General features: G+C 63.0%; 11 protein-coding genes. 5 read left to right on the forward strand and 6 right to left on the reverse strand.

Annotated elements, in window-relative coordinates; all coding sequences use genetic code 11:
- The first annotated feature begins 68 nt into the window (after window positions 1-68).
- Window positions 69-1,574 carry an MFS transporter gene (locus tag P3T17_RS32920; RefSeq protein ID WP_429410990.1) on the forward strand — a complete coding sequence of 502 codons (1,506 nt, stop codon included), beginning with the start codon at window positions 69-71 and terminating at the stop codon, window positions 1,572-1,574.
- Between the two features lie 53 nt (window positions 1,575-1,627).
- Here the strand turns inward: P3T17_RS32920 and P3T17_RS32925 are convergent, their stop codons facing one another.
- The 3 genes from P3T17_RS32925 to P3T17_RS32935 all read right to left on the reverse strand — a co-directional run bounded on the left by P3T17_RS32925 (window position 1,628) and on the right by P3T17_RS32935 (window position 4,797).
- Window positions 1,628-2,830, reverse strand: coding sequence for an EAL and HDOD domain-containing protein (locus P3T17_RS32925; RefSeq protein ID WP_074269443.1), 1,203 nt, complete (start codon window positions 2,828-2,830; stop codon window positions 1,628-1,630).
- A 369-nt stretch (window positions 2,831-3,199) separates the two neighbouring features.
- Complete coding sequence (locus tag P3T17_RS32930) at window positions 3,200-3,667, reverse strand: 1-aminocyclopropane-1-carboxylate deaminase (RefSeq protein ID WP_429410992.1); 468 nt, start codon at window positions 3,665-3,667, stop codon at window positions 3,200-3,202.
- Window positions 3,668-3,780: 113 nt separating this feature from the next.
- On the reverse strand, window positions 3,781-4,797 hold the full coding sequence (locus tag P3T17_RS32935; protein WP_429288981.1) for a 1-aminocyclopropane-1-carboxylate deaminase: 1,017 nt from the start codon (window positions 4,795-4,797) through the stop codon (window positions 3,781-3,783).
- Window positions 4,798-4,956: 159 nt separating this feature from the next.
- Between P3T17_RS32935 and P3T17_RS32940 the strand changes: the two genes are divergently transcribed.
- The 3 genes from P3T17_RS32940 to P3T17_RS32950 all read left to right on the forward strand — a co-directional run bounded on the left by P3T17_RS32940 (window position 4,957) and on the right by P3T17_RS32950 (window position 8,015).
- Window positions 4,957-5,466 (forward strand): Lrp/AsnC family transcriptional regulator, encoded by a 510-nt coding sequence (locus P3T17_RS32940; RefSeq protein WP_429410994.1) that lies wholly within the window; start codon window positions 4,957-4,959, stop codon window positions 5,464-5,466.
- Between the two features lie 72 nt (window positions 5,467-5,538).
- A complete protein-coding gene (locus P3T17_RS32945; RefSeq protein WP_429410995.1) occupies window positions 5,539-6,171 on the forward strand; it encodes an NUDIX hydrolase in 633 nt (210 codons plus the stop codon).
- Between the two features lie 149 nt (window positions 6,172-6,320).
- Entirely contained in the window at window positions 6,321-8,015 is a 1,695-nt protein-coding gene (locus P3T17_RS32950; protein WP_429410996.1) for a carboxylesterase/lipase family protein, read from the forward strand.
- Window positions 8,016-8,121: 106 nt separating this feature from the next.
- On the opposite strand, the gene P3T17_RS32955 is transcribed toward P3T17_RS32950, so the two are convergent.
- Genes P3T17_RS32955 through P3T17_RS32965 form a run of 3 tightly spaced genes read right to left on the reverse strand, consistent with a single transcriptional unit; the run spans window position 8,122 to window position 11,619 of the window.
- Complete coding sequence (locus tag P3T17_RS32955; RefSeq protein ID WP_429410997.1) at window positions 8,122-8,856, reverse strand: MmgE/PrpD family protein; 735 nt, start codon at window positions 8,854-8,856, stop codon at window positions 8,122-8,124.
- A gap of 4 nt (window positions 8,857-8,860) precedes the next feature.
- Window positions 8,861-10,204 carry an MmgE/PrpD family protein gene (locus P3T17_RS32960; RefSeq protein ID WP_429410999.1) on the reverse strand — a complete coding sequence of 448 codons (1,344 nt, stop codon included), beginning with the start codon at window positions 10,202-10,204 and terminating at the stop codon, window positions 8,861-8,863.
- Complete coding sequence (locus P3T17_RS32965) at window positions 10,201-11,619, reverse strand: MFS transporter (protein ID WP_429411001.1); 1,419 nt, start codon at window positions 11,617-11,619, stop codon at window positions 10,201-10,203. Before P3T17_RS32965 ends, P3T17_RS32960 begins: the two co-directional genes overlap by 4 nt.
- Before the next feature lie 223 nt (window positions 11,620-11,842).
- On the opposite strand from P3T17_RS32965, the gene P3T17_RS32970 reads away from it, so the two are divergent.
- Window positions 11,843-12,565, forward strand: coding sequence for a GntR family transcriptional regulator (locus tag P3T17_RS32970; protein WP_429288974.1), 723 nt, complete (start codon window positions 11,843-11,845; stop codon window positions 12,563-12,565).
- Window positions 12,566-12,855: the final 290 nt, after the last annotated feature.

The following is a 12,855-nucleotide window of genomic DNA, read 5'->3' on the forward strand; positions in this document are numbered from 1 at the left end:
GTCGTTTTGCCGATGCAGGCCGCATGGCTACCATGGGGCGCTTAGCTACTCGTGCGAAATCCGATCTCATGTCCACCGTTGCCGTTCCTTCGACACCTGTCGACACCTCCGTGCAGGCGGGAAGCGTTTCCCGCACCGCCGTCATCCGTTCCGCGCAGGACGTCTCGCGCATCGTCAACGCGGGCGCCGCGAAAGGCAGCAACGCGCGCATCGTAATTGCGATCGCACTCGGCGGGGTCTTTCTGGATGCCTACGATCTGACCTCGCTCGCTTACGGCATCAAGGACATCGCGCGCCAGTTTTCACTTTCGCCGGTACAGGTAGGCTTCGTTTCATCGGCGATTACGTTTGGCGCGATTCTCGGCGCGCTGTTCGGCGGGTATCTGACCGACCGCATTGGACGTTACCGTGTCTTCATGGCCGACATGCTGTTCTTCGTGGTCGCGGCGATCGCCGCCGGTCTCGCGCCGAACGCGTGGGTGCTCGGCGGGGCGCGGTTTCTGATGGGCTTCGGTGTCGGCCTCGATCTGCCGGTGGCGATGGCGTTTCTCGCGGAGTTTTCGCGTGTGGCGGGCAAAGGCAACAAGGCCGCCAGCGTGGCCGCGTGGTGCCCTGCGTGGTATGCGGCCACCAGTACCTGCTATCTGCTGATTCTCGGCCTGTATGCGATTCTCCCCGAGCATCAGTTGGGCTGGCTGTGGCGCCTGACGCTCGCCTTCGGCGCAGTGCCCGCCATCGTCATCATTCTGGTGCGCAGCCGCTACATCAGCGAGTCGCCCGTCTGGGCGGCGAACCAGGGTGATCTCGAGGAGGCCGCGCGCATTCTCAAGCGCTCGTATGGCGTCGACGCCGTGGTCGAACGCAGCCAGGTGCCGGTCAAGGCGCCGCGCGCGGCGTCGTGGCGCAATTACGGTGTGCTGTTCAATTCGACCTACCGTAGCCGCACGATTCTCGCCGCGACGATCGGCGCCGCTTCTTCGTTCGGCTATAACGCGATCATCTTCGGCTTGCCGGTGATCATCGCCAGCTTCTTTCATCAAGGCCCGCTGACGACGATCGTCGCCGCGTTGACACTGAATCTGGCATTTGCATTTGTCGGCGGATTGATTGGGGTGCGTACCGCGCCGACCGTGGGTGCATGGAAGATGACGGTGCTAGGGCATTCGCTGCAGTTCGCGTCGTTGATCGGCCTTGCGCTGATCGGCAAGCCCAGCAGCGGTGCGCTCGTCGTGCTGGCGATCCTGTTGCTCGGCGGCTATCTGTTTGGGCAAGGCTTCGGCCCGGGTTCGCATTCGATGACGTATGCGTCGCTGAGCTATCCGACTTCGTTGCGCGGCATCGGGGTGGGCTTCAATCAGACGCTGGTGCGCTCCGCATCGACGATTTCGCTGTTTCTGTTCCCGGTTCTCGCTGCAGCGCTCGGCACGAAGGTGTTCTGGGTGATTGCAGTCGCGCCGCTGACTTCGTTGCTCGTGCTGCTGGCGATCCGCTGGGAGCCGTCGGGCTATGACGTCGATGCTGAGGATTACGTTGAGGCAGGGACAGTGGAGCGCGAGGCGGCCGTTGCGGCTTAACCAATGCCTCGACTTGAGAACCGGCCGGCGTATAGCACGCTGGCCGTGCGTCGTCACAGAGCAAGACTGGGTATCTTGCCGGCGAACTCTGCGCCAAGCGTGCGGCCTTGCCTGAAGGCCGCATCGAACTGTCCTTGCTCGAGATGCTCGGCAATCGTGAGCAGCGTGCCCAGCACGCCCGCATGCTCGACGATGGCTTCCTCGATGACGATGTCGATGGAGATATCGGTAAAAAACCGTTCTGGCGTGACCTCGCACGATATGTAGGCGAGCGAAAGAAGTCCGCAAAGCCAGGCGGCCTCATGGAAGTCGCCGTCTTCAGGAGTCAGTTCGCCTGCTGCGCGCTCCATGAAATTAGCCCGATGCTGTACAAGCTGGGCAAGCGGGCTATGGCCGAAGCGCAAGTCCGCCGGATTTCCGTACAGCAGCAGGCAGCACCACAACATCAGCTGCTTACTGCCGACAACGGCAACGGCCTGTCCGATGGACGTGATGGGAGCGTGGCTCCAGCGGCGTCTGGCCGCATTGTTGGCAAGGCGCAGCAACTGGATGACCAGAGCAGGGGCATGCTTGAGTGCGTCCTCGAGATGCGCGCCGTCCGCTTCTTCTCTCAGCAACTGCAGCACGCGGAATACGGCGGCGAATCTCGAGGGCGTTCTGCTGGCCGTCAACAGTTGCGGCCTGGCAAAGTAATAACCCTGAAACAGATCACAGCCGGCCTGCAAGGCCGCTGCGTGGTCGCTTCGCTCTTCGACCTTTTCGGCCAGCACCCGCTTTCCGGCGCGCTTGCATCGCTCGATGGCGTAGGCGGCTTCCTCCGGCGCGAGGTACGGCCACTCGAGCTTGACGATATCGACGTGCGGCAGGAATCGTTCGATGTCAGGCGTGAGCGAGCGGACATCGTCGAGTGCGATACGAAACCCGGCGAGGCGCAACTCGTCGCATCGCGCGGCCAGTTCGTCGGTCAGTCCCGTACCTTCAAGGATTTCGAGCACGAAGCGCGACGGCGGCAATACATCGACCGCGCCAAAAAACAGGAAGTCGCCGGTACAGTTCAGGAAACCGTCGTCATGGCCGAGTACATACTCGATACCCAACACGCCCAGCGTACGCTCGACCACGGCAGCGGTCGCCGAGTATCCGTCCTGAATCCGCGCGATATCGTCCCCCGCTTCCCGGAACAACAATTCCTGCGCGACGACAAGGCCCTGCCGGTCGAGGATCGGCTGACGCGCGACAACTACTTCAGCTTTCATTGGGCTACCTTGGTCATATTCTTCGCCGACTGGGAACGCCATTTGATGCTCCCGGTGTTCACGTGCTTGACCCTTTGGCCTGGATGTTGCGTTTTGGGTTTCCGCGTCTTTTCGCATTCGACAAAATGGACCCGCAGGCAGTCTTCCGCGAGGAGACCGCCTGTTCAGGCTATGGACAGGATGGACGAATGAACCCCGTTGTCATGCTGGCGACACACACCAACGCCGCATTTGACCCGCCAAATGCTACCGCTTTATGGCCGATGAATGCCAGCAATTCTCATATTAGTGCGCCACAAGTCTGATTTTCGTTGGCGGTTGTGAGGCACTTCTGAAAGTTTCCGGTAATTTTATTTATGCGGAACCCGATCAGTAGCTGTCTCCCCACTTCTCGGACAATGAAGCGCGTAGCGCATCTTCCACCGTGCCGATCATGGTGCCGAGCTGCAATTCGTGATTTGCGCTGGGGCGATAGTGGGCGAAGAAAACCCGTTGGCCAATGACGCCGCCGAGCCATTCCAGCGCGGCCATGTCCTGCGAGCACAGCAACAGCCTGCTGTCGCGTGGGAGAGGATCGAGGGCCCGTTCAATTCCGTTTGCGGATCCGGGTCTTTGCGGCTTGATCGCGCCATGCTCGCGTGACACGAGCCATTCGCCACGGGCGGCCGCAGGGTCGAGGAGGCGCAGTAAAGCCACTTGTGGCGAACTTTCCAGACGCGCGGCCAAGGCCTGTTCGAAGGTCTCGGCGACGGTGTTATCGGTGACGATGCAGACTTGCGTGAGCCGGGATGGTGCGCGGCGCCAGCGCGCAGCGCATGATTCACCACTGGATTGCATAACGGTCCCCGTTGAGGCATGTCACGACGAGAGCACGAGAATCTGCACAACCACAGCGGTCACCCAAACACGCTTGCCGTGCCGGGAGACCGCTCGTTACCGCGGCGCTGCCTTTAACCGTTGCGGAACAGGAAGCTATAACCGTTCAGCGCCGGCACACCGCCCAGGTGTGCGTAGAGCACCTTCGATCCAGCCGGGAATTCGCCCAGCCGAACCTTGTCGATCATGCCTTGCATCGATTTGCCTTCGTAGACCGGATCGGTCAACATGCCTTCGAGCCTGGCGCACAGGCGAATTGCCTCCATCGTCCCTTCGTTCGGCAGTCCGTATTCGGGGCCGCCGTAGCGTTCATCGAGAACGATATCCCGGGCGACGATGTCGCGGCCCAGTTCGACCTTCTCGGCAGTTTGCTTCGCAATCCGGAAGATCTGGTCGCGCGTTTGCGCGGGCTTGGCTGATGCATCGATGCCGATCACGCGATCGGCGCGGCCGTCGGCGGCAAAACCGACCACCATGCCCGCCTGCGTGCTGCCCGTCACCGAGCACACGACGATGTAGTCGAACTTGAAGCCCAGTTCGGCTTCCTGCTGCCGGACTTCTTCGGCAAAGCCCACGAATCCCAGACCGCCCAGCGGATGGTCCGAGCAGCCGGCCGGAATCGCGTAGGGCTTGCCGCCTGCCTCGCGCACGCTTTCCAGTGCGTCTTCCCAGCTCTTGCGAAAGCCGATATCGAAACCGTCGGCGACGAGACGCACGTCCGCGCCCATGATGCGCGACATCTGGATGTTGCCGACGCGGTCATACACCGCGTCCGAGTAGTTGACCCAGTTCTCCTGCACGAGCACGCATTTCAGGCCCAGATGGGCTGCGACCGCGGCGACCTGGCGAGTCTGATTGGACTGGATGCCACCGATCGAAACGAGCGTGTCGCAGCCTTGCGCCAGCGCTTCGGGAATCAGGTACTCGAGCTTGCGGGTCTTGTTGCCACCAAACGCCAGGCCGCTGTTGCAGTCTTCACGCTTCGCGTAAAGCTCGACTTTGCCGCCCAGGTGCTGGCTCAGACGCGGCAGTGCCTGGATCGGCGTAGGGCCGAAGGTGAGGGAATGGCGGGGGAATTTCTTCAGATTCATGCAAGTCTCCGGTGATAAAGAGGGGCGCGGCAGCCGATGCTGCAATGAGGTCTATAGTAGAAAAGTTCGCAAGAAACAGGGTTGCGAATAAATTGATGATTTGTGGGTTTAAATAGGTTGATGGTATTTTTGACCTACATTTACTTCTCGTGAACCGCCATGCCCGCAAGAAAATTTCGTGACCCTGCGTCGCCGGGCCGCCCGTCAAGCCCGGAGATCGATCGCGTCGACCGGGCCATCCTGCGTCAGTTGCAGCGCGACGCGTCGGTCTCGAACGTGGCGCTGGCGGCCAAAGTGAATCTGAGCGCGCCAGCTTGCCTGCGACGGGTCGAGCGGCTCAAGGAGATGGGGCTGATCCGCGGGGTGGTGGCATTGCTCGACGCGAAGGCGCTCGATGCCGGCATGCTCGTGATGATCGGCGTGGTGCTGGACCGCTCGACACCGGAGTCGTTTTCCGACTTCGAGAAAGCGGCGCAGAAAGTGTCGGGCTGTATGGAGTGCCACGTCGTGACCGGCGAATTCGATTACTTCATGCTGGTGCGCACGAAAGACAGCGACAGTTTCAACCGGCTGCATGCCGAGCAATTGCTCTATCTTCCGGGCGTGCGGCAGATCCGGTCGTTCGTTGTACTCAAGGAGATCCTTTCGACGACGAGCGTGCCTGTGTAACGCTGAGTGGTGGGAGTTTGAATTACAGTGAGGTTTTGCATTTCATCCATCGCGCAGATACGGAACGCTCTCATGAATGCACCTGTTGAATCCATGCAACGACGCTTGACCCAGGCTCGCCGCTTATTGGCAATCGCCCAGACGGGCCTGCATTACACGGATGGCGCCTTCGACAGGGAGCGTTATCAGGAATTGCTGGGCATTGCGCAGGCGCAGCTTGCAGAGGTGGCCGACATCAGCACGGAAGAGGTCGCGCAGCTTTTCAGCCGGGAAGAAGGCTATGCCAATCCGAAGCTCGACGTTCGCTGCGCGGTGTTCGACGACGCCGGTCGCGTGCTGCTGGTGCGTGAAGCTTCAGATGGCCTCTGGTCGCTGCCTGGCGGCTGGGCCGACATCGGCGCCTCGCCGGCCGAGAACGCCATGCGCGAAGTCTGGGAGGAGAGTGGCTATACGGTCACCATCGAGCGATTGCTGGCGGTGTGGGATATCTTGAAGCATAAGCATCCGCCATCTGTCTTTCACATCTGGAAGCTCGTGTTTCTCGGGAAGATCGTCTCTGCGGGTGACATCTCCGGAGTGGAAACCGATGCCGTCGAGTTCTTTCCGATCGACGCGCTGCCGCCGTTGTCGGAGGGACGCGTCTTGCCGGAACAGATCAGAAGACTCGCCGAGCTTCGGGCCAATGGCGGCATGGAGTTCGACTGAACTTGCAGGCTGGGCGTCTGGGTGTGGTGTATACACTTAATTGATATTTCCTGATAAGCGCCGCTAGAATCTGGTTCGAAACGGCTGATTTGTCGACACTGAGACAAATCGCCGCCTGAAAAGACCACAAACCAGGAGACAGCCGCGCGATGGAAACAGGCAGCCATGACCGCCGGGAACCGGCATCTGTCGACCCGGCCGAAGCGCCGGGCAGTCCCGATCGGCGCACTATCCTGAAGGGTCTCGCGCTGGCGGCGGGCGGCAGTGTCGCGCCTGCGCTGTTCATGTCCGCGGCGCGGGCAGCGACAGCCTCGGCGCCGGTTGTCGAAACGGCGGCGGGACGTCTGCGTGGCCTGCATGTCGATGGCGTCGACGTATTCAAACAGGTTCACTACGCAGCGAGCACTGGCGGCGCCAACCGGTTTTTGCCACCGCAGCCGCTGCAGCCGTGGAGCGGTGTGCGCGACGCGACCACATTCGGCCCATCCGCGCCGCAGCACGTGGACAAGCTCGATGCCCTCAGTGCGTGGTACGCAACGATCGAGCCGGTCAGCGAAGACTGCCTGCACCTGAACGTGTTTGCTCCGTCTGCCGGACGCGCGCAGGCCAAACGGCCGGTGATGGTCTGGCTGCACGGAGGCGGCTGGTGGGGTTGCGCCGGCACCGCACCGGGCTTCGACGGCACGCGTCTCGCGCAGCGCGGCGACGTGGTAGTCGTCACCGTCAATCATCGTCTGAACCTGTTCGGCTACCTCTATCTCGGCGATGCGGACGAGCGCTTTGCCGATGCAGGCAATGCCGGCATCCTAGATCTCGTTGCGGCATTGCGCTGGGTGCGCGAGAACATTGCTGCATTCGGCGGCGATCCTGACAACGTGACGATTTTCGGGCAGTCCGGCGGCGCGTCGAAGGTCGGGACATTGATGGATCTACCGGCCGCGCACGGGCTGTTCCACAAGGCGGTTATTGAAAGCTGCTCCGGCGGCTTGCACCTCGACACGCAGGAGGAGGCGGCGCGGCAGACGCAGGCACTGTGCGCGCATCTCGGTCTCGCGAGCCCCGATCCTGCCGCGTTGCAGGCGCTGCCGGTGGATACGCTGCTCGCCGCGATGCGCGCGGTTAGCGATCCGTTCCGGCCGGTGCTCGACACCCGCACCTTTACGCGCCATCCATTCGATCCCGATGCGCCGCCGCAGTCCGCGTCGGTGCCGCTGCTGATCGGCAACGCAGCGACTGAAATGACGTTGTATATGGCCGCCGATCCTCACAACTTCACCATCGACTGGCCGACTGTCGAGCGGCGGCTTGGACTGCTGCTGCGCATCGACGCTGCGGGCGTCACGCGCGTCATCGACGCGTATCGTGGCGCGAATGGATCCGCGTCAGCGACAGACGTGCTGGCAGCAGTCAGCACGGACTACGTGTTTCGCCGCAATACCACGCGAATCGCCGAGCTGCAGTCGGCGCAGGCGCCCGTCTTCGATTATGTGTTCGACTGGAAGACGCCGGTGATGGGCGGTGTGCTGCATTCGCCGCACACCATTGAGGTGCCGTTCGTGTTCGGCACGATCAAGGCCGCAAAGGGCCTCGTGGGTAACGGTCCTCAGCTGGAACGGCTGTCACACGACGTGATGGGTGCGTGGACCGCGTTTGCGCACACGGGCGATCCGAACACGCCTGCGTTGCCGAACTGGCCGAGGTACGATGCGACCGGCCGGGCGACGATGATGCTCGACCTGCAGAGCCACGTCGAACGTAATCCGGGCGGTACGGCGCGAAGCGCGTTGGACGGCTTGCCGCCCTACGAGTACAACATCGACCGCAATTGTGTCGTGCGTGGGTGAGGGCGGCGCTGCATGGGTGACACGATGAAAGATCGAGCTCGCCCGAGGAGCGCCCGGTCATGCCGGCCGCTCCTCAGGCTAAACAAGCAACACACTGCGTGATTGCTCAGGTTGCGCTGATCCAACGCGTGCCCAGCTCGTCGATGATTGCAGCTGCATCGAACCGGTAGGCCATCAGCGCCGCCAGTCCGCGTCGGCCGTCGATCGACGCCGGCGCGGAGGTAAAGCCGTGCTTCGCCAACAGAGCCGCCTCGATCGCATCGGCAGCGGCCTTGCCCGTTTCGAGCGCTTCCATGGCCCCGTTCGCATTGCGGGCTAGCCCGGCCGCCTGGGTTGCGGCAACGCCAAGCGCGTTGCGCGTGCAAACGGCATCGAGTGCCAGCAGACGGGTTATCGCGAGCGTGGCGCCAAGCACACCAATCGACGAAGCCACGTTCCAGCGTGCGCGATACGCGTCGTCATCGAGCGCGGTCAGCACGCGCTGCGCCGCTTCGATGCCAATGGCCGCAGCCGTGGCGAGCACATCGTCTGACGCGCCACCGCGTTCGCCGAACGCGAGCACTGCGGCCAGTACCGGCGTCGCGACACTCGGAGCCGAAACACGCGCGAGCGCCGCGCCATAGGCCCAGGCCCGCGTGCGTACGTCCTGAGGCGACGGTTGCGCGCCTTGTAGCGCGGCGATCTGCGCCTCGCTGGCGAGCGCGCCACGCGTGGCGGCGCGGGCTTGTTCGAGCGCGCGCTGTGCAGCGGCTAGCGCAGGCGCTGCCGCGTTCGTCAGTGGCGTCGTCGCGAAACCGACGAGTGCGTCGGAGACAGGGGAGTGTGTAGCGGTTTCATGCATGATTTCAATCCTTGTTCGGGACGCACAGCGCGAACAGCGCGTCGAGATTGGCAGCGGCCTCGAGATCCTGAACCGCGGCGGCGATGCGCCCGGTCACGCCAGCGCCCAGCACCGGCTCGATGAGCAGCCGCACCTTGTCCATCAGTTCGTCCTGCGTCAGCGGCCTCGCAAGACTGCCGCGCGCATGCTCGACGTGGTGAGCGGCCACACGGCCACCGCTCAGACGCGCTTCGATAAACACCTCGTCGCGATTGACCTTCGTATCCGGCACGAGCCTGGTTTTCGCGCGCAAGGCGACCACATCGGGCTGCACGACGCGCGCATCCTCATACTGTGCGAGACCGACACGCCGGTCGCACAGTGCCGCGGCCACGCCGTGAATCGCGCTAAAGCGTGCCTGCAGGCCATCCTTCGGCTGCGGATTGCCCATCAGTTCCGGTACCAGCGGATGGCAGCGCACCTCGATCGTCTCGATTGCGGTGGCGTCTTCGATCTGCTTGCTGAGTTCGAGCCCCGCGTCGATCGCCGGATGCGCCACGATTCCGCACGGATACGGTTTGTAGGTGTTGAACAGCAGCTCCCAGCGCTCGCCCAGCTGGCCGTTCATCTGCTCGAAGTCGACGCGTGTCGACATCGAGTGCGAGTAACCGCCTTCCGCTTCGAACACGTCGTCGGCAGCCTGCTGGCCATAGAGCGCGAGCCGCGCCGCCGCGATCCCGTTCGCTGCCGCCTTGCCCGGGTGATACGGTTTGGTCATCGTGCCGAACGCTTCGCGTTGGCCGACGAACATCGACGCGGCAATCGACACGGCGCGCGCCAGTGCGTCCGCGTCGAGCCCAAGCAGCAGCCCGGCCGTCAAGGCGCAGCCGATCACACCGCAGGTACCGGTGATATGCCAGCCGCGATCATAGTGCTCCGGCGAGATCGATACGCCGACGCGCAACTGCGCCTCGCAGCCGAGTGCGAACGCGGTGAGGGCCTGTGCACCGCTCGGGCGCGTCGACGGCGCCAGCGCGGTCAGCACCGCAAGCACTGAAGCGGCCGGGTGAATCACGGTCGCGAGGTGCGTATCGTCGAAGTCGTCGAGGTGGCCCGCAAAACCCGTTGCCAGCGCACTGAAGTGGAGGTCGACGCGCTCGGTGCGGCCCGGCACCGGCGCTTCGGGCGCGGCGCCGAGTTCCTGCGCGGCCGCGAGAATCGCTTCGACGCCGGGATGCATCGACGCACCGATCGATGTGCCGATCACGTTGACAAGAGAGCGCTTCGCTTCCTCCGCAACCGCGGGCGGCAGGGGTCGCTGCGCAAGCGCGTGCAGGCCGTGCGCAAAGGCGGCGGCAATATGCTTCATTGGGACAACTCCTCAAGACGAATGCCGTTGGTACGCGGCCCGAAGGCCCCGACCATAACGACGATGACAAACATGGCCGAAGAAATCAATGCGAATACGGCCGGCACGCCGAAGTGCTTCAGCAGTGCGGCTACCCAGAAGCCGACGAAGATCGAACTGAAGCGGCTCCAGCTGAACACGAAACCGACGGCGCGGGCACGTATACGTGTGGGATAAAGCTCTGCCTGATAGGTGTGGAAAATACCGATCAGCCAGTTGTTCGCGATCGTGACGGCGCTGCCGCACACGAGGATCAGCGCGGGCTCGCGCACGAACCCGAACAGCACGCCGAAGACGGCCACCACCAGCGCGCAGCCGACCAGTTGCCACTTGCGCTGGAAGCGCTCCGCGCACGCAATTGCGCCGAGGGCGCCGAGCGGCGTCGCGCATGCGATGACCATCGTGTACAGCAGCGAATGCGTGAGCGTGATGCCCTTCGAATACAGCAGGACCGGCACCCACGAGCCGAAGCCGTAGACGCCGAAGGTCTGGCAGAAATTGAAAACCGACAGCATCACTGTGCGCGAGAGGTACGGGCGCTTCCACATTTCGCCGAACGACCCGCGGCCTTCCTGCTGCGCTTCCGGATCCGCCGCGTGCAATGCGGGTGCCGGCAGCGGCCGGCGCGTCTGGGCAACCACGTTGCGCTCCATCTCCGTGACGATCGCGTCCGCCTCGGCGGTGCGTCCCTTGCTCTCCAGCCAGCGCGGCGACTCCGGCAGCCCGCGCCGCACGAACCAGATCAGCACGCCACCCGCGGAGCCGACGATCATCACCCAGCGCCAGCCATCGAGGCCCAACACGTGATGCGGCACCAGCAGCCACGACAGCACGGCGACCGTCGGCACGGACGTCAGGATTATGAGGATGCTGAACGCCATGTACTTGCCGCGGGTTCGATACGGCGTCAGCTCCGAGATATAAGTGTCGACAGTAATCAGTTGCACGCCAATTCCTACTCCGGCCCAGAAGCGCCAGAAATCCATCGCGAGCGGATCGTTCTGGAACGCCGCCACGAGGGTCGCGATCGAGTACGCGAACATCGCAAACGTGAACACCGAGCGGCGCCCAAAGCGGTCGCTGAAACCGCCGAGCGCGACCGTGCCGATGAACATCCCGCCGAAGAACGAGCCGAGAAAACTCGCGAAGCCGTTCACGTCGAAGAGGCTCTCGGTGGTCGCCCGATACATGCCGCTATGGATGAGGCCCAACGCCAGATAAGCGGCCATAAACAATTCGTAAAACTCGAACCAGCCTCCCATCGCGATACGTGCGACGAGGCCGAGGAAATATCGCGTGGGCGGCAAGCGGTCCAGCCGCGCCGATACGCCAGCTTGCGTGTGCACGGGGTCTGCGACCCCTTTCTCCATATACATCACGTCTCCTTCGTCTCTGAACTTGGCCGGCTTAGTGTCGACACTTTGCTCAGTGTATTCGTTCTTGTTTGTTGAAATCAACAATTTTATGATCTAGTGTCGACACTTTGATGGAGTCCACTTGGATGTTTCCGGGCCCGCCAGGGGTGCCTGCTAAAATGCGCGACCGGATCGGAGCAGTCACGCTGCCTCGCTCCCAGCCAACGACAGCAACGGAATGGCAATGGACGAGTTTCTCGACAAGAACGTAGAAGAACCGAACGATACGAACGACAGCTCGCCGGTTGCCGGCATCGTGGACTGGGTGGCGCGCGGCATCATCGAAGGGCGGCTGCAGCCCGGCGACGACCTGAACTCGGTCGACCTCGCGAAGCGTTTCAAGGTGAGCCGCACGCCCGTGCGCGAGGCGCTGTTCGTGCTGAGCCGCGAAGGCCTCGTCGACTGGTCGCCGCGGCGCCGGCCGCGGGTGTCGGCGGTCAGCCTGAAGGACGTGCGCGAGCTGTATCAGTTGCGTGCCGTGCTGTATGCGCAGGTGTCGTTCGCGATCGTCGAACATGCGAGCGACGCGGATATCGAGGCGCTGTGGGCCGCGCATCGACGCCTCGCCGACGCAGCGGCGCGGCATGACGTGGATGGCTATTTCTGGGGCAATGTGGCGTTTCGCGATGAGGAACTGCGGGTGTGCGGCAACGCGATCTTCAAGGAAGTCCTGGATTCGCTGCGCATGCGCACCAACCGGCTGCGGCATCTGAGTACCTCGCTGCCGGGCCGGCTGCAACGCTCCTGTGAGGATCACCAGCGACTTTGCGAGGCCTATGCGGAGCGCGACGGCACGCTTGCCGCGGCGTTGAACCGGTCTATCGTGCTGGGTGCGTTGCGTGCGATCGAAGCCGCATGGCAGGACGGCGCTTCGCCGGCTCGTGACGATAACGACAGCGCGTCGTGACGTTAGTCAGCGGATTAATGATTGGGGCGAGGAAAGAGGAGGGGCTCGCAACGAGGGAACGGCGATGACTGCTCGGCCAGCCGGAAGGATTCGTCGCGCCTTCCCTGCCGCTTGCCGTCGCTGCGAGTGCTCGAAGGATGCGGTGTCTGGCTCGCCTCATCAATTACAGGTGATAACAGGCACCTCCGCCTGGCCTCACTCTTCTCTTTAATTTTCCTTTCAATTCGTGTGTTTCTAACGGCCTCGCATACGCTCGATACATTGAAAGCCTATTGGTTGTTTTTCGTGCA

The organism is Paraburkholderia sp. GAS82 (genome assembly GCF_050436285.1).
GTDB classification, from domain to species: Bacteria; Pseudomonadota; Gammaproteobacteria; order Burkholderiales; family Burkholderiaceae; genus Paraburkholderia; species Paraburkholderia phenazinium_B.